Annotated in this window: 18 protein-coding genes; 8 read left to right on the top strand and 10 right to left on the bottom strand. The window is 37.8% G+C overall.

The genetic code is table 11. The annotated features are described in order from the left end of the window. Positions 1 to 376: 376 nt before the first annotated feature. Together ACP6PK_RS04175 and ACP6PK_RS04180 are read right to left on the bottom strand one after the other, a co-directional pair. The gene (locus ACP6PK_RS04175; RefSeq protein WP_426558012.1) at positions 377 to 1,372 is read right to left on the bottom strand and encodes a pentapeptide repeat-containing protein; all 996 of its coding nucleotides are present in this window, start codon (positions 1,370 to 1,372) and stop codon (positions 377 to 379) included. A 255-nt stretch (positions 1,373 to 1,627) separates the two neighbouring features. Beyond that, positions 1,628 to 3,301, bottom strand: a complete 1,674-nt coding sequence (locus tag ACP6PK_RS04180; RefSeq protein ID WP_426558014.1) for a hypothetical protein — start codon at positions 3,299 to 3,301, stop codon at positions 1,628 to 1,630. Between the two features lie 511 nt (positions 3,302 to 3,812). On the opposite strand from ACP6PK_RS04180, the gene ACP6PK_RS04185 reads away from it, so the two are divergent. After that, complete coding sequence (locus ACP6PK_RS04185; protein ID WP_426558016.1) at positions 3,813 to 5,330, top strand: phytoene desaturase family protein; 1,518 nt, start codon at positions 3,813 to 3,815, stop codon at positions 5,328 to 5,330. Positions 5,331 to 5,434: 104 nt separating this feature from the next. Here the strand turns inward: ACP6PK_RS04185 and ACP6PK_RS04190 are convergent, their stop codons facing one another. Beyond that, positions 5,435 to 6,700, bottom strand: coding sequence for an IS701 family transposase (locus tag ACP6PK_RS04190; protein ID WP_426558018.1), 1,266 nt, complete (start codon positions 6,698 to 6,700; stop codon positions 5,435 to 5,437). A gap of 353 nt (positions 6,701 to 7,053) precedes the next feature. On the opposite strand from ACP6PK_RS04190, the gene ACP6PK_RS04195 reads away from it, so the two are divergent. From ACP6PK_RS04195 to ACP6PK_RS04205, 3 genes are all read left to right on the top strand, one after another. After that, on the top strand, positions 7,054 to 8,019 hold the full coding sequence (locus tag ACP6PK_RS04195) for a ribonuclease T2 (protein WP_426558020.1): 966 nt from the start codon (positions 7,054 to 7,056) through the stop codon (positions 8,017 to 8,019). 227 nt (positions 8,020 to 8,246) lie between these two features. Further along, positions 8,247 to 9,257 (top strand): hopanoid-associated sugar epimerase, encoded by a 1,011-nt coding sequence (gene hpnA, locus ACP6PK_RS04200; RefSeq protein ID WP_426558022.1) that lies wholly within the window; start codon positions 8,247 to 8,249, stop codon positions 9,255 to 9,257. 580 nt (positions 9,258 to 9,837) lie between these two features. Continuing rightward, positions 9,838 to 10,479, top strand: coding sequence for a hypothetical protein (locus tag ACP6PK_RS04205; RefSeq protein WP_426558024.1), 642 nt, complete (start codon positions 9,838 to 9,840; stop codon positions 10,477 to 10,479). Between the two features lie 843 nt (positions 10,480 to 11,322). On the opposite strand, the gene ACP6PK_RS04210 is transcribed toward ACP6PK_RS04205, so the two are convergent. Together ACP6PK_RS04210 and ACP6PK_RS04215 are read right to left on the bottom strand one after the other, a co-directional pair. Continuing rightward, entirely contained in the window at positions 11,323 to 11,475 is a 153-nt protein-coding gene (locus ACP6PK_RS04210; RefSeq protein ID WP_168186545.1) for a hypothetical protein, read from the bottom strand. A gap of 607 nt (positions 11,476 to 12,082) precedes the next feature. Next, the gene (locus ACP6PK_RS04215; RefSeq protein WP_426558026.1) at positions 12,083 to 13,126 is read right to left on the bottom strand and encodes an amidohydrolase family protein; all 1,044 of its coding nucleotides are present in this window, start codon (positions 13,124 to 13,126) and stop codon (positions 12,083 to 12,085) included. Positions 13,127 to 13,829: 703 nt separating this feature from the next. Here ACP6PK_RS04215 and ACP6PK_RS04220 point away from each other — a divergent pair. Both ACP6PK_RS04220 and rplY read left to right on the top strand, forming a co-directional pair. Continuing rightward, entirely contained in the window at positions 13,830 to 15,143 is a 1,314-nt protein-coding gene (locus tag ACP6PK_RS04220; protein ID WP_426558028.1) for an adenylosuccinate synthase, read from the top strand. Between the two features lie 206 nt (positions 15,144 to 15,349). Continuing rightward, the gene (gene rplY / locus ACP6PK_RS04225; protein WP_426558030.1) at positions 15,350 to 15,649 is read left to right on the top strand and encodes a 50S ribosomal protein L25; all 300 of its coding nucleotides are present in this window, start codon (positions 15,350 to 15,352) and stop codon (positions 15,647 to 15,649) included. A gap of 716 nt (positions 15,650 to 16,365) precedes the next feature. On the opposite strand, the gene ACP6PK_RS04230 is transcribed toward rplY, so the two are convergent. The 5 genes from ACP6PK_RS04230 to tmk all read right to left on the bottom strand — a co-directional run bounded on the left by ACP6PK_RS04230 (position 16,366) and on the right by tmk (position 20,877). Then, positions 16,366 to 17,373: an adenosine kinase gene (locus ACP6PK_RS04230; protein ID WP_426558032.1), complete on the bottom strand. Its 1,008-nt coding sequence runs from the start codon at positions 17,371 to 17,373 to the stop codon at positions 16,366 to 16,368. Further along, positions 17,374 to 17,661 (bottom strand): hypothetical protein, encoded by a 288-nt coding sequence (locus ACP6PK_RS04235; RefSeq protein WP_426558034.1) that lies wholly within the window; start codon positions 17,659 to 17,661, stop codon positions 17,374 to 17,376. 158 nt (positions 17,662 to 17,819) lie between these two features. Beyond that, the gene (locus ACP6PK_RS04240; protein WP_426558036.1) at positions 17,820 to 18,812 is read right to left on the bottom strand and encodes a DNA polymerase III subunit delta'; all 993 of its coding nucleotides are present in this window, start codon (positions 18,810 to 18,812) and stop codon (positions 17,820 to 17,822) included. Positions 18,813 to 18,994: 182 nt separating this feature from the next. Beyond that, complete coding sequence (locus ACP6PK_RS04245; protein ID WP_426558038.1) at positions 18,995 to 19,597, bottom strand: glutathione S-transferase family protein; 603 nt, start codon at positions 19,595 to 19,597, stop codon at positions 18,995 to 18,997. Positions 19,598 to 20,214: 617 nt separating this feature from the next. After that, positions 20,215 to 20,877, bottom strand: coding sequence for a dTMP kinase (gene tmk, locus ACP6PK_RS04250; RefSeq protein WP_426558040.1), 663 nt, complete (start codon positions 20,875 to 20,877; stop codon positions 20,215 to 20,217). Between the two features lie 871 nt (positions 20,878 to 21,748). On the opposite strand from tmk, the gene ACP6PK_RS04255 reads away from it, so the two are divergent. Together ACP6PK_RS04255 and ACP6PK_RS04260 are read left to right on the top strand one after the other, a co-directional pair. Further along, positions 21,749 to 21,907, top strand: a complete 159-nt coding sequence (locus tag ACP6PK_RS04255; protein ID WP_426558041.1) for a hypothetical protein — start codon at positions 21,749 to 21,751, stop codon at positions 21,905 to 21,907. Continuing rightward, a complete protein-coding gene (locus ACP6PK_RS04260) occupies positions 21,870 to 23,183 on the top strand; it encodes an FAD-dependent hydroxylase (RefSeq protein ID WP_426558043.1) in 1,314 nt (437 codons plus the stop codon). The genes ACP6PK_RS04255 and ACP6PK_RS04260 overlap by 38 nt, the downstream gene beginning before the upstream one ends. The last annotated feature ends 11 nt before the right edge of the window (positions 23,184 to 23,194 follow it).

The raw sequence follows: 23,194 nt of genomic DNA on the forward strand, positions 1-23,194 counted from the left end.
TCAATATCAGCATTACCCAATATCAGGTTGAAAGCGGGGCGGGCGATCGACAAATTAATCAGTTATCACCAGATTTTTGTTGAAACCCGCCCCTACAATTTTTGTAACGTTGATGATGTAGGGGCGGGTTCCACATAGGGTGTTAATGGGAAGTCAACAAAATTTTAAATAAACCCGCCCCCCATTTAACATGGTTATCAATATCAGCATTACCCAATATCAGGTTGAAAGCGGGGCGGGCGATCGACAAATCAATCAGTTATCACCAGATTTGTGGTGAAACCCGCCCCTACGATTTTATCATCTAATGACGTAGGGGTTGGTTCCGCCTCCTGTAGGGCTAATGGCCATTCATCCCTACTGACTTCTGACTTCGTTAACCGTGAATATCTCCATTAGGCATAGAAGCACCTTGCATTTGAGCGCCACTTAAATTAGCAGTGCTTAATTCCACCCTAGTTAAGATAGAGTCATTCAGATTAGAATTACGGAAATTTGCTTTTGCTAGGTAGGCATCAGTGAGGTCAGCTTTATTAAGATTGGCCTTACTTAAATTAGCTCGACTCAGGTCAGCCCTGACTAAATTCACTTGAGTTAGGTTAGCTCCTACTAACTGAGATTTACCCAACTTTACATCTGCCATAACTGCCCCAGTTAAGTTAGCCTCATTCAGACGAGTATCCATTAATCCAGCTCTTTCAAATTTAGCATTAATTAAACTCGCCCCAGATAAATTAACCCCTGCCAAATTAGCCTCTGTTAAAAATGCACCATCTAAAATTGCTTGAGATAAATTAGCTTTAGTTAACTTAGCCCCTCTCAGCAAAACTTCACTGAGGTTTGCTCCTCTCAAATCAGCCTTAGTTAAATCAGCTCCAGTCAAATCAACACCACGCAGATCGGCACCCCGCAGATTTACTCCTTTAAGATTAGCTATGTCATAAGCTCGTTTTTCAAAGCGGAGATTTGCCCCACGCATATAAGCACCGCGCATATCTGCCCCCTGGAGATTAATTCCACGCATATCTGCCCCACTCAGATTAGCATCAATCAAGGTTGCTAACTCTAGATTGGCCAGTCGAAAGTCTGCATTCTGTAAGTTGGCTCCATGAAGATCGACATCCGCCATATTGACAGCTTCCAAATTAGCTTGAGTGAGATATGCACCACTAAGTTTAGCTGTTATTAAATTAGCGCGTTGGAAATTGACTCGATTTAGAAATGCCAGCACGAGGTCTGCTCCCTGAAGATCAGCCCCAGAAAAATTTGCACCAATTAAGTCTGCTCCATTTAATTGAATACCTTTGAGATTAATACCTCGAAAATCGGTTTCTCCTGCTGCATATTTCCTGAGAATTTCACGACCACTCATTATGATTTTCCTGTGTTTAAATTTGCTTAAAAAAGTAAAAATTATCAGATTAAAAATTATGAATTTCTAAATTATACAGGACTTACGCAGGTGAACCCAGAAACCCGGTTTCTTGTAGATGTCTATTGTTCAAAACAATGATTTACTGTAGAAACCGGGTTTCTTTGCGTAAGTCCTATTATAGAGTCTCTCAAATTACAAAGGTAAAGTTGCTTTCCTACTCCCCTACTCCCCTACTCCCCTACTCCCTACTCTCTAAAAAGAAATTGTCTGCGTCCAAATAATTGATTTATCACCTGATTGTCTGCCATAAATTTTGATATTTTTGAGATATTCTGATTGTAAATTAGCAATTTGTTTTTGGACTACTGGAGTGACAATTTCTTGATTAGGAACTTGTTCTGATTCTACAACAATATGCAGATAACCATTTTTCCTCCCAGCTATAACAGTAATACCTTGTTGCTGAAGTGATTGATTAATTATTATGGCAACTGCCTTGGGATTTCCTTGTGTTGCTAATTCAATAATTTTTTGTTGGTTTTCATCATAAATTTCTTGTTCTTGCTCCAATCCTGTATTGATAGTATTGCCAGATTTATTGGGGTTTAGTGTTTTCCTTTCTTCTATTTCTAATTGCTTGAGAATTTCTCTAAATTTTGTGGATTTATCCTGAATATTACTAATTAAATCTTCTAAAGCTGTATATTTTAATGATAAACGTTTTTCTTCTGGCTCACTTTGTAAAAGTTTATTTAAGCTTTCTTCTAGGGAAATAAATTGTGCTTCTATAGCATCCATTACAGAATCAACTTTTTGATTTACTAAAGCCGAAATTTCATTTTCTATCTCTAATTTTTTTTTGATTGAATCTAGGATATTTTTCCCTCCTAGAGAAGGTTTTTTATATTGACCTTGAGTTACTATTGTAGGTTCTGTAGGAGTAGGATTTACAATTTCTTCGTAATCAATTGAGTCAGCAATATCTTCTTCTTCTGTTTCTGTTTGATTTGTAGTGTCGTCGATGATTTCTGCTGTAGAAGGTTCAGATGAACTTATAGATTGTTCTTCATTTTCTTCATTCGCAATTTCTGGCTCTTTTTGACTTACCAGAGCAATACCACCTTCCTGAAAATAATTATTACTGTCTATATCTGTTCTTTTTGTCTCTGATGCTGATACTTCAGATTCTTCAGTTTCTGCTTCACTTTCTGGAACGATAATTTCTTGTGAATAGCAAGGAGTTAAAGCATTAATAATTATATTAGCTATTTGGGTATATTCATCTGGTTCCTCAAAATTATTAGCTGTGATATATAAAGAAGATTCTAAGTCTGTTATAGATGTGCATGAATTAAATATTTGTCTGAGTAAACTATCTAAGTTCTTGGTTTTCAGTAATAACCAATCCCTTTCACTAAAATTAAATTGATGTTCTACGGTAGAAAAAATCAGAACTTTTGCTTTTAATGGATTAGTGCCTTGCATGATTTTTTCCCGGACATCAAATAACTTTCCAGGATCTCTTGAATAAGATTCTTCTACTGCTAATTTCCCTTTTAAAACTGTGTGCTCATCTGAACCATCAAGACTCCAGTTTGGACTAGATTCCATAACTGTCATATCTTCTTCTTCTTCAGGATATAGTTTCCCCACACTGGTGATGATTTTCTGTGCTAATAAACTATATTCTGTTTTTTTATTAACTTTAGAAACTATGCGAGACAACCTATGGTCTAAGGTTTCTATATTCCCTGTTTTATTATATAATTCCTCTATTAATTCTTTCAGATTAATTTCTGATAATTTAGTTTCATCATTCTCCCATCTGCCTTCACAAGCACAATAAATAACTTTCTTCATTCTAATTAAATCTGCATCTTTTTCTAATTCTTTAACTACTGTATCTATCATTAAAAATGATTCCATATTTTTTCTCCCTGAATAATCTATACAATATTTTTCTAATTATTTAAGTTTGAGGTAATTTATTTATAATACTTATCTTTTAACCAAAATATTACTTTAATTGGTGTCTTTGATTTGCTTCTAATTATAAACCAGAATCAAGCCATTATAAATAATATTACTATGGTAAGCTTCCACAGGAAATTCTTATTAAAGTAAGTCGATTTGTCATCAATCAGCTACTTTGCTACAGTCAAAATTGATTAACTTATAGCGTGTCGCGCTAGGGAATAGGGAATAGCGGTGCGACCCCGCGTCGGCGACAGACGCAAACGCCAGTTCCTTCAAGTCGGGAGACCCGCCCAACGGACTGGCTTGGGAACGCGCACCAAGAGAGGGAACAGGGAACAGCATAATATTAAAGAGTTTTCCTACGGAATGCTGCGCAAACAGGATTAATAAATATCCTAACCTTTGCTTCGACTGCTATAACAATAATAACTGTAAATACTATTGTCAAAAATAAATTTATATGGTAGCAGAAAATCTAGATGTGATTGTAATTGGTAGTGGCATAGGAGGCTTAGTTGCTGGAGCAATGCTCGCCTACTATGGCAAAAAGGTAGTAATTTGTGAAAGCCATAGTATTCCTGGAGGGGCAGCTCACTCTTTCTCACGTCAAGGTTTCCATTTTGATTCTGGTCCATCTTTTTATTGTGGGTTGGCTGACCCTCATAGTCTTAATCCTTTACAAAAAGTCCTCAGCATTTTAGGCGAATCTATTGAGACAGTTGTTTATGACCCTCTGGGACATTATCATTTTCCTGAAGGTAGTTTGCCAGTTTATGCTAATGAGTCATCTTACCTAGAAGCTGTTGCTAAATTTACGACTCAAGGAGCTAAAGAATTAAAACTTTTTCAAGATAATCTTTTACAATTGTATGCTGGCCTGAAAGAAGTTCCACCTATAGCTTTAAGGGCTGATTTTTGGTTAATACCAATTTTATTGGGAAAATATGGACTATCCTTACTGAAGATGTTGCCTTCCCTGGGGGATATAGGGGGTTCCGTTGGACAAATCGTGGATAAATGGGTAAAAGACCCTTGGGTGCGCCGTTTAATTGATTTGGAATGTTTTCTTCTGTCTGGGTTGAAAGCTGATGGTACTGTTGCTCCAGAGGTGGCGTTTATGTTTGGAGAACGTTCTAATTCAGTGATTGAATATCCTATTGGTGGTAGTGCGGCAATAGTTGATGCTTTGGTTAGAGGTTTAGAACGTTGGGGTGGTGAATTACGTTTGAATGCTCATGTAGAAGAAATATTAATAGAATCTGGTAAAGCTGTAGGAGTTCGTTTACGAGGAGATCAAATTATTAGGGCTAATATTGTTATCTCCAATGCTACGATTTGGGATACCTATACTAATTTGTTGAGACCTGAAGATTTACCCCCTTCTTTCCGTGAACCTGCTTTGGCAACTCCTGCGGTAGAAAGTTTTATGCACTTACATTTAGGTATTCGTGCTGATGGTTTAGAAGGTTTAACCGGACATCATGTAGTTGTTCATGATGGAGATGTTGATATTTCAACTCCTGGCAATACTTGTATGATTTCTATTCCTTCCGTTTGGGATTCTACTTTAGCACCTCCCGGTCATCATGTGGTTCATGCTTATACTTTGGAATCTTTTTCCGGTTGGCAAAAAGATGAATCTTATCCGCAACGGAAACGGGAAAAAGCAGAATCTTTGTTTCTTGCTTTAGAAAAGGTAATTCCCGATATTCGCCAACGTATAACTTTAGAATTAATTGGTACACCTCTGACTCATGCTCGCTTTTTGCGTCGTTATCAGGGTACTTACGGACCTGCTATTGCTGCTGGTAAAGGTAGTTTTCCCGGACCTCAAACTCCTATTTCTGGTTTATATCGGGTGGGAGATAGTACAATGCCAGGTATTGGAGTACCAGCGGTTGCTGCTTCTGGGGTAATTTGTGCAAATACTTTGGTTTCTGTTGATAAGTCTTTGTCTATTTTAGGGAGTAGGGAGTAGGGGAGTAGAGGAGAAGTCTGGTAGGGTGCGTTAATGAAATGTAACGCACCGTCTATACCAGTCTGGTAGTAGTAGGTTTACACATATTGGGACTTACACAACTTTTAACCCCAAATATAGCCCAAACTCTCTCTGTGAGAGGCAAATACGTCGCGGTTATTAGCCAACCAATCAAAAAAACGGAAAGACATAGCTGTACGAAAAGCTTCTAAAGCCTCAGTAAAGGTCTTCAAAGGTTTGTTAGCCCATTGCCTTCGTAATCCCCCAGTTAACTTATGACAAATGATAAAAGTATAGGCACAAAATACCAATATAAAATGGCGTTCTAGACTCCATTTATCTCTTACTTGATATTCTCTTAACCCCAACCATCCTTTAGCTTCTCGATAAAAAACTTCTATCCAATTTCTGTTTGAGTAACTATTGACTATCCACTCAGATGTTGCTTTTGATGGCTCAACATTGGTAATAAAATAATCAACTTCTGTGGCCTCTTCTACAGAACTAGCATTCATAACGATAGCAAATGTTCTTTCTCCAAAAAGCCGTGAAGTCGATGCTGTAAATGTCGTCACCCAAACTTTTTTTTGTTTTTCTAAACTTAAGATAACTTGTTCAAATTCCTCTATTGGTATACTTTTAGATAATTCATCTATTCTAGTTTCTATTTCTTCGTTGGATTTTTGTTTAACTACTATTTTTCGATTTTTTGCGATTTTTCCTAAGTATTTTAATTCCCTTTCTTCGAGTTTTTTCAGAAATGTTGTATTATTGCCATAACCACCATCAATTAAAACTATTCCTGGACGATGGCCTCTCCTCAGACTGCTGTCTATTAACTCTATTCCTATATCTGGCTTTTTCTGAAATAATTTGTCATCTTTTCCTTCTGGTAAAGAGCTTGAATTTTGATATAATTTAAGATCTAAAGGGAAACTTTTTTTACCATCATAATAATGAGTTGTTACAGTTACTATTCCATTGTCTGTTTTACCAATTTCTCCTATGTATTGTCGGCCTACTCCAGACGTAAAATTACCACTTTTTCGGTGTCCCGAATCGTCTAAAATCAAACTAAATCCTTTCTTGAATTTAGTTTGAGAACGTTTATTAATTATTTCTAGACGACGTTGATTGATTATACTTGCCTTCCAAGGGGAATGTGCGATGAAATGATGTAACCGATTATAAACGACTCCAATAGAGTTATTGGCCATTTGAGATCTGTTTTTCCTTTCACTATCTCCTAGTAATCCACCTAAGTAATGACGGAATCCTATTTTTTGCGCTGGGTTTTTCCAACAATCATCAAACTGTTGACACCACTTTTCAAAACAAGGGGGCATTGCAGCAGGGGTTGTTTCTTTCATTGTGATCGAGAACTTTGACGTAAAATCCTTGATTTACAAGCATTATAGTCTAATTTTGGCAGTTAAGTTGTGTAAGTCCCAATATTCAATGGTACGTTACGACGGATTACTAAATTCCTTTCATAGTATGAATTTAAGCCGTATAACACACCCTACAATTTTGCTTAAAATAGTGGAATATATCTTTGATGTCAAGCTTTGAAAAATTAGCATCCTAGCATTTTTCTAAAGTAACATTTAAGGCTTGACACCGCACTACTACTTCCTTGTTTAATATGAACAGGTAGTGGTAAATTTAATTTATAATGAAATAATACCCGCAGTAGTTGTACAACAATTAAAAAGGAGATGTCGTGAGATTAATCATCACATTCTTGTTATGTTTTTTCCTACTTGGACAAAACCCAGCTTTCGCCTTATATAATGTTAGTGGGGATTTCAAAGTCAATAGTTGTGAAGCTTACACTAGCTTCAGAAAGCAAACTGAACCTATCACTCTTGAACCAGGAAAAGTTTACCAAGTCTTAGGACTAAATAAAGAATCTGGAGACTATTTTTATATAAAAGTAGATGGAAAAAGTAAGTGGGTAAACAAAAACTGTGGTCAATTTAATCCTAGTGGGGAAATTAGGGATGAAAAAATAAGTAAAACAGCAGAAAACAAGACTGTAGAAAATTGTCCTGATGAAGGTTGTGCAGAGAAATATGTATTTGCTATTAGTTGGCAACCTAGTTTCTGTCAGACAATGCAATACAAACCTGAATGTATTTCCCAGACTGCAGATCGCTATGATGCGACTAACTTTACTTTACATGGTTTGTGGCCTGACAGACTTGACTATTGTGGAGTTTCTGATGAAGATATAAATGATGATAAGCAGAGAGAATGGGATGATTTACCACCTCTAGATTTGGATCGAGAGACTACCTCTGAATTAGCAAAAGTAATGCCTAGTAAGCGGTCTTATCTACATCGTCACGAGTGGATTAAACATGGTACTTGTGATGGTCGAGATGAGGATACTTACTTTGATATTGCCTTAGATTTATTGAATGAAGTAAATACTTCGGAAGTACAATATTTATTTGAAGCAAATATTGGTAAAAGAATTACTCAGTCTCAAATTGAAACAGCTTTTGACAATTCTTTTGGAGATGGTGCAGGCAAAAGTGTGAAGATTAGATGTAAGAATGGGTTAATTAGTGAACTGCAAATTAAAATGCGCAGACCTCTAGTTGGGGAAAAGTTGGCGGATGTTTTGGTGCCAACAAGTGGAAGGTCTTGCGATAGCGTCATTGTAGATGCTGCTGGATTTTAGAAATTGACAACTTTTGTAGAAACCAGGTTTGTGTTATATATAATCTGGCTGAAAAGTTGTCATTGTAACTATAGGAAGCAATCTCTTGCCACTCTTGAGATTGCTATCCGTGCCGGCATGCTCCGCAAACCTTTCACTCCGTTCCAGTCGCAATGACTTGGCTATAGCAATTATCCGAATTCTATATCATAAAAAACCCGATTTCTCTCCTACTTTTTGATTTGATAATGAAAGCTTTTGTTACTGGTGCAAGTGGTTTTATTGGGGCGAATTTAGTGCGGTTGTTACTTCAGCAGGGTTACGCTGTACGATCGCTCGTCCGCCCCACAAGTCGTCTTGATAACCTCCAAGGTTTAGATGTAGAAGTTGTAGTGGGAGACTTAAATGATTCCCACTTGTCTGAGTTGATGGCAGGGTGTCAGGTTTTATTTCATGTAGCTGCTCATTATTCTTTGTGGCAAAAAGATAGAGAGTTAGTTTACAAAAATAATGTGTTGGGTACGCGCAATGTTTTGGCAGCAGCGCGACGGGCAAAAATTGAGCGGACGGTTTATACAAGTTCTGTTGCTGCTATTGGGGTGGGAGTTTCTGGGAAAGTTGTTGATGAAACCCATCAGTCTCCAGTGGAGAAGTTGGTGGGAGATTATAAAAAGTCTAAGTTTTTGGCGGAACAAGAGGCAGTGAGGGCGTTTGATCTTGGTCAAGATGTGGTAATTGTTAATCCTACTGCTCCTGTTGGTGCTTGGGATATTAAACCTACTCCGACTGGTGATATTATTGTGCGATTTTTGCGTCGGCAAATGCCTGCTTATGTAGATACTGGTTTAAATATTATAGATGTTCGGGATGTGGCATGGGGTCATTTGTTGGCTTTGGAAAAAGGCAAAAGTGGCGATCGCTATATTTTAGGTAATCAAAATTTGACTCTGAAGGAATTACTTGATGTATTGGAGGAAATTACAGGTTTACCTGCTCCGAGAGAAACTATTCCGGTATGGTTGCCTTTGACTGTGGCGTTGGTTGATGAAAAAATTCTTGCACCTTTGGGAAAACAACCTTCTGTTCCTTTGGATGGGGTGCGGATGTCTCAACAAAAGATGTATTATGATGCTTCTAAGGCGGTGACAGAATTAGGTTTACCTCAGTCTTCAATTAGAGTCGCGCTTCAGGATGCTGTTAATTGGTTTCGGGAGAAGAAAATTGTAGGGGCGGGTTTCATCAAAAATTTTGAGACATGATATTAATTCACCAAAACCCGCCCCCCTTCAACCTGCGGGTAATCCAATCATCCTTATTGATTTAATGATTAAACGTCGGATGGGGGCGGGTTTATTTCGTTTTGTGGAATTCCCGTTAACTTAACGGAGGAACCCGCCCCTACATGATTAACGTTGAAAAATTTCTAGGGACGGTTTTCATCAAAAACCCAAAATAATGTCCATGATATGATATCCATCATAGATCCATGAGCTGGAGTCTGTCCCACCTTTTAGATTTTAGATTTTCGTTGTTGTGTTTCCAGCACTAAAGTCTGATTGATGAGGACACACTGTAAATATTCGCAAATGATAATGAAAAAATATACACGTCCATTGGCGATCGCAAAAATAGAAGTGCTAAAAGCAGCAAGGTTTAATAAAGTTTGAAAACAAAAAGCGAATAAAATCACAAAACGTGCGCGTGAATATCAATTAAGTAAATATATTGAGAAATTCCCTCTTTTAACAAGATTTGATGAAGTTGCTGAAATGCTGTTGACACTAGGGGGGAGAAATTATGATAAAAATGTAAACACACAACAAACCAAAACCCCACCATATGAATTTCCTCAAAACAAATACCCAAGAATCGAATCTTCGCAACTTATTTACTTCCTGCTTCTGTGGTCTCAGTTCCGCCGTCTTGGCTTCTTCTTTCGCACTGTTCGCACCCAACGCTGCTGTGGCGCCTCAACTACGTCTAATAGACTCTGACTCAGATGGTAAATATGAGAAGGTGGAGAACCTTCTTGTTGAAAACTCCCTTTATGATGTGACTATTGAGAATGGTACCTTAGGAAGTGTGTATGATGATGGCTTTGGCGGTTTAAGTTTTGACTTCAGCAACCTGGTCGATGCAGAGGCTGCTTTTGTTGCTTTGGTCGAGTCAGTTGATGATTTTGCCTTTGAATCTTCTTCAGGTCCTCCTCCCACTCAGTTTAGTGATGTGTTGTATATATATACGAACGCGGGAGTCGATCAGAGAAGGGAGCAATCGGGTTATTATTGGGGTGACAATTATGGGCTCGGAGGTGCATTTTGGAATGTGGATGACAGACAACACCAATACATAGCCAGATTTACACCATCCTCTTCGGGGAACCCAATCTCCCCTGCCTCAACACCTGAACCCAACCTAATTTTAGGTTTTATCACACTTAGCGGTTTAATGCTAGGCAGCAAAAGAAAGACCAATGCCTAAAAACAAGAAGAGAAGGAAATTTACCCTTCTCTTTTTTTTTCAACGATACCATTTCAGTTATCAGTTATCAGTTATCACTGCCATTTGTAGGGGCGGGTTTAGCCAAAAATCTTGGTACATGATATTAATTTATCTAAACCCGCCCCGCTTTTAACATTATATTAGCAGTGCAAAATTTGTAGGGTGCGTTAGGCGGCTAAAATCTAGATTGTGAAAGAGATTTAACAATCCGTCGTAACGCACCGTTGAGTAGTGGACTGACACAACTAAAATGGTGCGTTACGGCGCAGTGTAATGTTTAACAGTTCAACCGTAATTTGTGGTCAGCGCCTAAGGCACCCTACTGGCTAATTTATCAAAACCCGCTCCGCTTTGAACGTGATATTTTGTAATGCTGATATTGATAACCATGTGGAATGGGGGCGGGTTTATTTCATTTTGTTCAATTCCCATTAACACGCTAGGCGGAACCCGCCCCTACGTCATCAACGTTAAAAAATTTGTAGGGGCGGGTTTTTTTAAGTTATCAGTTATCAGTGGGATCTGTAGGGGCGGGTTTCACCAAAAATATTGGTACATGATATTAATTCATCTAAACCCGCCCCGCCCCAGGTGGAATGGGGGCAGGTTTATTTCATTTTGTTCAATTCCCATTAATTTAACAAAGAGCCAGCTCTTCTGAAAAAATGAGTTTCTCTGCAAAAGTCAGATACTCTGTCAGTCTTAGCTCCTTCGGAGGAGGCAAGAGGCAGATCCTCTAATATTAAATTCGATTTTTAAAGTATTTTAATGACAACGGTTGACTAACAACTCCCAGGACTATCGCAGCAGAAAACCCCGCATTCAAACAGTTCCTAACAAAATCAAGAGTGTAGAAACACAAACAATTATCACTCCAATTGCCAAGAAAGCTAACCACGGTTCTTTATTGCTGCTATCAAGATACTGATTAACTTTTTCGTCATTCGGTTCAGGATGCCAAATCATAGGTTTCATAACTTAACCCTTCCTTTTTATGAGACGTATATACTACATACTAATAACGCTCTTTATGAAACGTCGAGAAAACCGAATAAATCTTAACTTTAATTGTTAAATTAGATTAAGTCTCAAGGTCTAAATCTGTGGTCTTGTTGAGTTTTGTAGGGTGCGTTAGACAGCTAAAATCTAGACTGTGGAAGGCATTTAGCTTTCCGTCGTAACGCACCATTTTCGAGTAGTCCAGTACCGCCTATGCCAACTTTTTTGGTGCGTTAGCGAAGCGTAACGCACCCTACTAGACTGTTTCACTGTGGTCTTGTTCAGTTATAAAAAAACAGTAAAATTTGTAGGGTGCGTTAGACAGCTAAAATCTAGACTATGAAAGAGATTTAGCAATCGGTCGTAACGCACCATTTTAGTTGTGTCGGTCTACTACTCAACGGTGCGTTACGGCGCTGGGGTAATGTTTAACAGTTTGACTGTAATTTGTAGTCAGCGCCTAACGCACCCTACTGGACTTACTCTACTCTATTCCTACTTTTTCGGTGCGTTACGCTTCACTAACGCACCCTACTGCTACTATTTTAAGGAGAGGTAATTATTAATTATTAATTGTTAATTATTAATTATTGAAGACTCCTGCAACTAAAGGTTCTGGCTGTAATAATCCTGTTAACATTTCCTCTGGTCGTTTACCATGAGGCCACGCAAAAGCATGACGAAATGCTGCATCTTGACAAGCTTGTAATTGTCGAAAATCAATTACATCAAGTGTCAATAAATTCTCATATTCAAATGGCAAACGTACATTATGTAAACCAGCATTATCTGTACAAATAGCAATATCTACTCCAGCATCAAAACATTTATCAAATACTGTCTTCAATTGACTCATATTATCCATAGTACCTGTTTTGAAATAAGTCGTAGGACAAAGTTCTAAACATTGCCCCCGGTTTGCTACTTCTTTTAATAATTCTGGATATTTTAAAGGTATTTGAATTCCATGACCAATTCGCATTAAATAAGGTAATAATTCTGGATGACAACCATTAGGAGTTTCATAAAGATGTCCAGTAGTTTTTACTCCTTGTTCACGAGCATATTTATAGAGTTTAATAAACTCATCAATGCGTTCTTTATAATTATTATCTCCTCCTGCTACATCTATAGCACACACATATTCTGGCATTTGCACTGCTAAATCCACAATTGCTTGATTTACTTCATTGGGCAAACGAGTGTGAGTACATAAAATTTGGCTGGTAACAATTGGATACTCATTTTGTTGAGTTTCCTTACCTACAGTTGCAACTATTTCTGACATTAAATCTATACGTTGAGACTGAGATAAATTATCTGGAGTTCTCAAGTAAGGTGTATAACGTAACTCTAAATAAGCTAAATTTTCAAAGGTATAAGCACCCCGAATTAAGCGATAAATAAAGTATGGTAATGTCTCAATAGTTTGAACGTGTTCTACTAAAGTATGTAGTTCTAAATATTCATCTAAAGTGTTCCGTGGTTTAGTATAAAATTCTTCAAATTGTTGATATTCGGGAAAACGAGTTGCTAGTTCCTGGTTTTGACGTTGGAAATATCTCCATAAAACTCTAGGAACTACGGAGCCTCCTAAATGTCTATGTAATTCTGCGTGTAAAGCCATAATAATTTGATTTATCCTGAATATTTTAGTCTGAGAGAAATATGATGAAAATCTGTAGCTCTGCTAGCTCTATATATTTTTTAGGCAGTAAAACTACAAATTAAGCTGATAATATTTTGGGTGGATTAAGATTTAAATATAGAGGGGAGAATATAGGAGATAATTCTAATTTGAAAACTATTTATTTTTTATTCAAAAAAAATCTCTGCTATCCTAAGAAGGTATCTATAAAAATAAATCTTCAAAGAGGGATTTAAGTATTCAGTATTCGGTATTCGGTATATGTTTGACGGTCAATAGTAATGATTGAGTGACGAGTATGAAATTATTTATACCGTTTCCTCACCTAACACAAAGGCTTAATCTTTAGTATTGTTTTTATCAAAAAAATTGGGTTTAAAACCCCGCCTTTTAAAGCGAAATGTTTTTGGAGCGGGGCATAAATCCCTGTTCTAAAAACAACTTCTGACTTCTGACTTCTGACTTCTGACTTCGTACCCTCACTTATCCCAAAAATTCCATACTTTTCCGCCTACTTATGAATCACACCCGCACCTGGTATTGAAAACATCAGGTTGGTCTACTCCTTACTTACTCTAACAAGATCGAATTCATTGTAACAAAAATTAACAAAAATAAATTGACATAATTTTTAGTTAATGTAACAATTACAAATCGTGTTAACTACCTGTAGAGGAGACCCTTGGCTAACGTAATTGTGATAGGTGCCCAGTGGGGCGATGAAGGAAAAGGAAAAATTACTGATTTACTAAGCAAATCAGCAGATGTAGTTGTGCGCTACCAAGGGGGCGTCAATGCTGGCCATACAGTAGTTGTTGAAGGCCAGACATTTAAACTACATTTAATTCCTTCTGGTATTCTTTATCCTGATACTGAGTGTATCATTGGTTCGGGAACAGTTATAGATCCTAAAGTTCTAATTGAGGAACTAGATCAGGTAGAGGGTTTAGGCATTTCTACGGCAAATTTGATGATTTCTCAGGCTGCTCATGTAACAATGCCTTATCATCGACTCATAGATAAGGCATCAGAGGAACGTCGGGGTAGTCAAAAAATTGGGACGACAGGCCGAGGTATTGGTCCAACTTATGCCGATAAATCCGAGCGAACAGGAATTCGGATCATAGATTTGATTAGTCCAGAGAGATTGAGAGAGCAGGTACATTGGACTGTTAATTATAAGAATGTAATTCTAGAAAAACTCTATAATTTATCTCCCCTAGACCCAGAGGAAGTAGTTAAAGAATACTTAGAGTATGCCGATCGCTTGAGACCTCATGTTATAGATGCGTCTTTGAAGATTTACAATGCCATTCAGCAGCGACGGAATATTTTGTTTGAGGGAGCGCAAGGTACTTTATTAGATTTAGACCATGGTACTTATCCTTATGTTACTTCCTCAAATCCGGTGGCAGGAGGTGCTTGTGTGGGTACTGGGGTTGGACCGACAATGATTGACCGAGTGATTGGGGTAGCTAAGGCTTATACTACTAGAGTTGGAGAAGGACCATTCCCCACAGAAGCTAAAGATGAGATTGGGGAAATACTGGGCGATCGCGGAGCGGAGTTTGGGACAACTACAGGTCGTAAACGTCGTTGTGGATGGTTTGATGCAGTGATTGGACGTTATGCAGTGCGAATTAATGGTATGGACTGTATGGCGATTACTAAGTTGGATGTGCTGGATGAGTTGGATGAGATTCAGGTTTGTGTGGCTTATGATATGGAAGGTGAGCGTTGCGAAGATTTTCCTAGTAGTTCTATACAATTAGCTAAGTGTCAGCCCATTTATCAAACATTGCCTGGTTGGAAGCAATCGACTGTTGATTGTCGGACTCTGGAAGATTTACCCAAGGAAGCTTTGGATTATTTACGGTTTTTGGCAGAGTTGATGAAGGTACCTATTGCTATTGTGTCTCTTGGGGCCAGTCGTGACCAGACTATTGTGGTGGAAGACCCAATTCATGGACCTAAGCGGGCGCTGTTATCTTCTTAGAATTTAGAATTTGGAATTTAGAATTTAGAAGTCAGAAGTTAAATTCTTGCTGCGATCAAACCTTTGTAGCGCGGACATCTTGCCTACCACAATTGTATATTTCTGCCTTTTATTCCTTTTTGACCTCTGCCTTCTGCCTTCCTTCCTCTAAAGTGTTCAACTGGACATGGTATAATCAATAAGCAAATTAAGAGAAAAAAGTCAAGATGGAAGTTACATTAGAATGTCAAAAAAGACCTGAAGGTAGCAAAACTAAAGCGCTACGACGAGAAGGATTAATTCCTGCAGTATTATATGGTCATCAGGTTACAGAATCAGTTGAATTAACTATTGGTGTGAAGGAAGTGCAGTTGTTGTTAAAGAAAGCCTCTGCTAACAAAACTATTATTGATCTTAAAGTTCCTGAAATTTCCTGGAATGGTAAAACTGTTATTAGGGAAATTCAATATCATCCTTATAAATCTGAGATTTATCACCTGAGCTTTTTCTCCGTCAGCGATAGCTAAACTATTGATGCCTAAATGTGTTTTGTAGGGATTTGTTTGATAATTAATAATTAATAATTAATAGTTAATAATTAATTATTATCTTTTCTTATAAAAAAGTCCAGTAGGGTGCGTTAGGCGCTTACTAAAAACTATGTTAGAACGATCAAATATTACATTGCGCCGTAACGCACCGTTAAGTAGCGGAGTGTTAAAGTCAAGTAGTAGACTGACACAACTAAAATGAAATGGTGCCCTGCGACGGATGGCTAAATCCATTTTATAGTCTGAACTCAAGCCGTCTAACGCACCCTACTGGACTGTTTCATCTAAAAATGTGCATTAGAAAATGGGGGGATGGGGAGATGGGGTGATGGGGTGATGGGGTGATTACGAAAAAAGCTAATGCACCATTTTAGGTGAAACGGTCTACTACAAATTCTAAAATGGTGCTAAAAGCTGATATTAGTAAACTGACACAACTAAAATGGTGCATTACGACGGATAGCTAAATCCCTTTCATAGTCTGAATTAAAGCTGTCTAACACACCTTACTAGACTGACACAACTAATGGGTGTGTATTAGGGCGGGTTTATGTAAATCTTAGAGTAAGCATTAAAATTCTAGCTAAAACCCACCCCTACTATTGCAGCATTTAAGGTGTGTCAGTCTACTACAAATTTTGCACTGTTATACTGTTAGCTCATACAACTAAAATGGTGCTAAAAACTAATAGCTAGTTAACTATTTGTTGAACCTTATCTGCCCAAGATCCTTCTAAACGTGGACCTTGAATTTGTACAACATTAGAAGCTAGATAATTTCCCCAACGTGCAGCTTGAATAGGTTGATAACCATGAGTGAGACCATATAATACACCTCCAGCAAAAGCGTCTCCGGCACCAACAGTATCGATCGCTGTTACAGGAAACCCAGCTACAGAAGTAATTTGTTTATCCTTAACCACTAAACAACCTTCCTTTCCATCGGTAATAAAAGCTGTTTCTACCAACTCCCCAATTTTCTTTGCAGATTCTTCTAAAGACTCTATTCCACAGAAATTACGCGCTTCATCAGCATTGCAGAATAAGACATCACAATAATTTGAAAGTACCTGACGGAAGTCATCAGCAAACAGATCTACTAAAAACTGGTCTGAGAAGGTAAAACAAACTCCCACTTCTTGACGCTTAGAATCTTCCATTGCTTGAATACAAGCTTTCTTGGTGTCGTCTCCAGTCCACAAATAACCTTCTACATAACTATATTGGCAACGTCTAATTTGTTCTGCATCAATATCAGTAGCACTTAGATTTACAGATGCTCCCAAGTTTGTACACATGGTACGTTCAGCATCAGGGGTTGTCAGTACAACACATGTACCAGTGGGGTTATCTGCTGTAGGTGTAGGAGGTACATTAAACTCTATTTTAAAGTCGAGCATATCTTGGCGGTATAATTCTCCGTTAGGATCACTGGCGACTTTGGCGACAAAAATACCTGTTCCTCCACTTTGAGCGATCGCTATCATGGAATTTGCGGCTGAACCTCCGGAACGCTTTTTTAAGGAGATGTTTTCCAGTCCTACTAAAATTCCTCCTTGTGTTTGAGCATCCATCAGAGTCATTCCACTTTTTTGTAGGGAATATTTAGTGATAAACTCTTCTTCTACAAGTGCAAGGATGTCAACTAAGGCGTTACCGACACCATATACGTCTAATTTTTGGGTGTTTACTGCTGTCATTTATTTTTCTATTGTTTGGCCATTTAGTATAATATCATTGATTAAGTCAAAAGTTAAAGGTAAGAAGGAAGAAGGAAGAAGGAAGAAGGAAGAAGTTTTACAACGCTTTTCAGATGGATAAACCACATTGTCATAACCAAAACCCTGTAGGGGCGATTCGCGTTTGCGGAGCATGACCTTAGGAAATCGCTCCTCAGTGTCTACTGAAATGAAAACTTCTGTAAGAGAAGGAAAAATCTTATAGGTAGATATTTCCCCAACTTTTACATAAACGATACAAACGGACACGATATCAAAAGTCAAAAGTTAAAACTAAGAATATTTCTTATTATCTTATTTCTTTAACCAATGGATAATTGATAATTAATCAATTTGGTTTAAAGCTTCTCCTAATAATGAAGATCAAGGCATTTTCGCTACTCTCAAATTTAGTTCGTGGTGCGAATTTAACTTCTGACTTCTGACTTCTGACTTCTGACTTCAGCTATAATAGCCATCAATGTACATTCCCAAACTAATCTAGGTTGTACATAGGAAAGCAAATATTTTCTTGCTGTTTCCAAATGCTGGAGAAACTCCGCTCCGTAAAGTTGCTGCTGTCTCCAATAATAATGCTGTAAATAATCTATCAACCATAACTGCGCCTCTGTATCCAAATTTTTACTAATATCCCGCGCCACTGTCAATGCTTGACGAGTATCCCGAATACCCTGAGTCGCAATTTCCAGAATATCGGCTGGAATTTGTTGTAGTTGCTGCCAACAAGCGATCGCCTCTCCGGGACTTCCTTGAGCCATTGCCATTACTTCTGGGTTAGTCAAAATTTCCCCATAACCCGCTTTTTCTAATACTAACTGCATATTTTCCTGAGTCAACCGATAAAAGGGAATACGTTGACAGCGCGACACCAAAGTTGGCAACAAGGAGTCAATTCCTGGAGCAATTAAAATCAAGGTTGCTCGTTTTCCTGGTTCCTCCAAAGTCTTCAATAAACCATTTGCTGCACTTTCTCTCATTGTTTCAGCTTGCTGCAATACTACAACTGATCTTGCTGCTTCTAGGGGAGGGCGACCCAGAAATTGACTAATATCGCGCACTTGTTCCAAACGTATTTGAGGCGGTGACTTGCGTTTTACTCCTGCTTCTGTTGCTTCTGCTGCTGACAAGAGTTTTCCTTGATGTAAATATGTTGGCTCTACCCACAATAAGTCTGGATGGTTTCTTTTGTGGATGCGACTTTGTAGGGATGAACTGTTAGTGGTAGGGGAGGGAGTATTAGAGAATAGGAGTTCGATAAAACATTGGGCAGTTAAACCTCGCCCTATTCCTGAAGGTCCTGCAAATAGATAAGCAGGGGCAATGCGTTGATGGGCGACTGCCTGGGTTAATAATTCTATTGCTTGGTTTTGTCCGATGATAGAGGTAAATTGTGATAGCATCTTGGGGGAGTAGGGGAGTGGGGGAGTGAGGGAGTAGGGGAGTAGGGGAGTAGGGGAGTAGGGGAGTGAGGGAAGAAACTAAAAAATATATATCTTCACAATTACTATGCAGGACAACCAAAAAATATTCATCTTCTTCCTTCTTCCTCCTTCCTTCCTTCTTCCTTCTCCCTTCTTCAATTTTATTTTTTCATTGACTGATAGAGAGGTTGATTTTTGACTCTTTCTATCCAATTTTGGATGGCTGAAAACTGGTTTAAATCAAATCCTCCTTCATCAGCAACATGAGTATAAGCAAATAAACAAATATCCGCAATAGTATAGCTATTACCTACAAAAAATTGATGTTTTTCTAAGTGTTTTTCCATTACATCTAAAGCTGCATAACCTCCTGGTTGTTTTTGTTTTATTTCTGTTTTATATTCTTCTGCTTTTCCCAAAATATTTATCCAATAACGAGAGGTGGCAATATAAGGTTCATGGCTATATTGTTCAAAGAATAACCACTGCATTGCTTGGGCTTGTTCCCATTTATTAGTGGGAAAAAATTTTGTTCCTGCACTTAGATAAAAAAGAATTGCATTGGATTCAGATAAAAATTTACCTGGTTCTATTTCTAATACAGGAACTCTGCCGTTAGGATTTTTTTGTAAAAATTCTTCGCTGCGACTTTCTCCTTTTGTTATATCAATCTCTATTCTTTCAAAGGGTATTTCTAACTGAGTTAATAGTAGGCGGATTTTATAACAGTTACCAGAAGCAGAAAATTCGTATAGTTTTAACATAATTATAGGGAATAGATAAGAGGAGATATGGTTCAAGAATTTAGAATTAAGAATTTAGAATTTAGAATTACCAAATTCGGAGGGTAGGTGCCTCCCCTTAGATGGGGATGAAAAAAATATTTAATTCAGTATTTCAAGCCTCCGACTTCAGTCAAAGGTTCACTCTCTACTGATAACTGATAACTGATAACTGAAATTACCTCTCCTTGAAAAGAAGAGGATTGACAAACAGGAAAATTTTTATTTATCATCCCCTTAAAAGGCTATGCTTTATAAATATCTTTATTAACATAAAACTTAGACATTACAGACAAGTTATGAATAAGTCTAGGACAGGCTTTTTCGGGAGAAATAATAATTGAAAAATACACTATGAGTGAGGACCTTGACAAAATTCTTACTCCCCCCTCTTCCCCCTCCTCCCCCTCTCCCCACCCTCCTACAAAGGTTTCACGAGTTTCTTATAAGGGATAGCTTAAAAGGGGAGGCTTTAAACCACAATATTTCGGTAATATAGCACTAAATTAATTAGTTATGACACGAAAAAAATTGAAATTATTTACAATCAATTTTAACTTATATTTGGAGACTAAATCCCATACATTATTTTGCAAAAATCACTTAGAATATAATTTTTGTACAATAATTTCTTGAATTTGCTGTTGCACTTTTTTTATGGTCAAATCAGCATCTATTCGTACTATTAAAGGATTATTTTCTGCTAATTCTTCATACCCTTTTTTGACCCGTTGATGAAACTGAATATCAGCTTGTTCCATTCTGTCAATTTTGCCTCTATTTTTAGCTCTAGTTAAACCAATTTCTACATCAATATCTAACCATAAAGTCAAATCACTTTTTAAGCCACCTGTAGCGATATGATTCAGTTGTTTAATTAATGCCAAATCTAAACCACGGCCATATCCTTGATAAGCAATAGTCGAGTCAATAAAGCGATCGCACAAAACTATAGCTCCTCTTTCTAAAGAGGGCTTAATTAAAGTTTCAATGTGCTGCGCTCTGTCTGCTGCATATAATAATAATTCAGTCTTTTCTTGAATTTGTTCTTCAGATAAATCTGCATTTAAAAGTAACTCTCGTAAAGCCTTACCAACTTTTGTTCCTCCCGGTTCTCGTGTGATAATTACTTCTAAATCTTTATATTTAGAAAAAAGTTTATCCGACTCCCATTGTTCTAATAACCAATTTCTTAAAAGTTTAATTTGAGTGGTTTTACCCCCTCCTTCTACACCTTCAAAGACTATAAACTTACCTATCATTTTGCATCAACTATTGTATATAATTAACTAATTTTTTTTTAACTTTGATAATAATTATCAACCCATTTACATTTCCAGCAAAACTATTTTATTATAGCGCTACGCGCTAGGGAATAGGGAACAGGGAACAGGGAACAGCAGACGGTCAAAGGGTTTTCCTACGGAATGCTGCGCAAACAGGATTTAAAATGTCGTAACCTTAATGCGTAGCGCTATATAATCTAACGGTAAATGTTAATTTGACAAAAAAGACAGTTACAAGGCTTTGTTACATGAAAGTATATAGCTGTCGCACTTGCTTGTGCATATTTACTTCACTTCTCCACCGAAACTTCTGTAACTATTGGACAATAGATGAATAAAACATCAATACATAGCGCTAGGGAATAGGGAATAGGGAATAGGGAACAGGGAACAGTAAACTTTCAAAGAGTTTTCCTACGGAATGCTGCGCAAACAAGATTTAGAAATGTCCTAAACTATTTGCGCAGTGCTATAAAACAGAAAAAGGCTAAAACCTTTACAGGCAAAAGTTTTGAGTTTCAATCGGTACACCCTAACTATTGGACAATAGATGAATAAAACATCAATAATTGCGAAAGAGAGCGATATAAATGTCGCAGTTGCTCCGCGTTTCATATCCGAACCAAAGCAGATATAGATTTTCTATCGCTACTTTTATAGAACCCCTAAGCGTATCTCCAGAAAATAGGTCCTGGTGGAGAAGTAATTGATAAAAAATGGGTAATAATTGATTTGATGATGGGATGAGTGGGAGATATTTAATACATCCCATCTCCCCATCTCCCCATCTCCCCATCTCCCCATCTCCCCATCTCAATCAAATGTAGAAAAGTTTTTGAGAAATGGTATGACTCCTGTCTCCTCAACTCCTGCTTCAGTCATCGATCGCTCAGATTTTTCTGAAAAGTTGCGCCACAATATAAGAGAGTACAAATTACTAGGTAAATACTTGACTATTTTTGATAAATATGGTAATAAAGCAACTTGCCCCAAATTCTCTGTCTGAAACAACCGCTACCCCAAAATTAGATTATGACTTAGTTATTGTTGGTGGGGGTATCGCTGGAACTGCCTTAGCTTGTGCCCTAAAAAATTCTGGCTTAAAAGTGGCATTAGTGGAAACTAAACCTAAATCTGTAGTTGCAGCTAAAAAACTTGCTTATAATCTTTCCCTAATATCTGGCAGAATATTGGATGGTATTGGAGTCTGGCAAGAAATTTTGCCCAAAATTACTACATATAAGCAAATCAGTCTTTCTGATGGTAATTATCCCCGCACTGTCCAATTTTCTCCTGATGATTTGGCTATTACTGGTAAGAAACCAACCTCAACGGAAGGACTGGGTTATGTTGGAGAACATCAAGTCATGCTGACGGCAATGCAAGAATTTTTGGCGGACTCTGAGCAACTTACTTGGTTATGTCCGGCGGAAGTTTTGCAGGTAAATTATCAATCTGATTTTGTCGAAGTTGAACTGAGACGTAAGAATATAGATAATTTATCTGGTGAGGAAGAAACTTTTACTGTTCGGTCTCAGTTAGTGGTAGGAGCGGATGGGGCGAGGTCTCCTATTCGTGAAACTGCTGGTATTGGTACTAATGGTTGGAAATATTGGCAGTCTTGTGTGGCAATGACAATAAAAACGGAAAAGTCTCACAATAATATTGCTTTTGAGAGATTTTGGCCAAGCGGTCCGATGGGTGTTTTGCCGTTGCCGGGAAATAGGTGTCAGGTAGTGTGGACAGCTCCCCATGATGAGGCGAAGGCGTTGCAGGCGTTGGATAAGGAGGAATTTTTGGCAAAGTTGGAGTATCGTACTGCTGGTTTATTGGGTAAGTTGGAGTTGTTGAGCGATCGCTATGTTTTTCCGGTACAGTTGATGCAGAGCGATCGATATGTTCAACATCGTCTAGCTTTAATAGGGGATGCTGCTCACTGTTGTCATCCTGTGGGTGGTCAAGGTTTAAATATGGGTATTCGAGATGTAGGGGCGATCGCTGAAATTCTTAAATATGCTCATCAACAAGGTGAGGATATTGGGAATATTAGGGTATTGAAGCGTTATGAAAGTTGGCGGAGGAAGGAGAATTTAGTAATTTTAGGGGTTACTGATTTTCTGGATAGAATGTTTTCTGGTACTTTATTGCCTATAGTGGCGGTTCGTCGTTTAGGTTTATGGGGTATGGGAATTATTCCGGTGGTTAAGTCTTTGTCTTTGCGGGTGATGACTGGTTTATTTGGTCGTCATCCAGAATTAGCTCAGATATTGTCAGTTAAGTAGATATGTGGTAG

This window comes from Dapis hubbardiae BLCC-M172, assembly GCF_050016015.1.
In the GTDB taxonomy this organism is placed as follows: domain Bacteria; phylum Cyanobacteriota; class Cyanobacteriia; order Cyanobacteriales; family Microcoleaceae; genus Trichodesmium.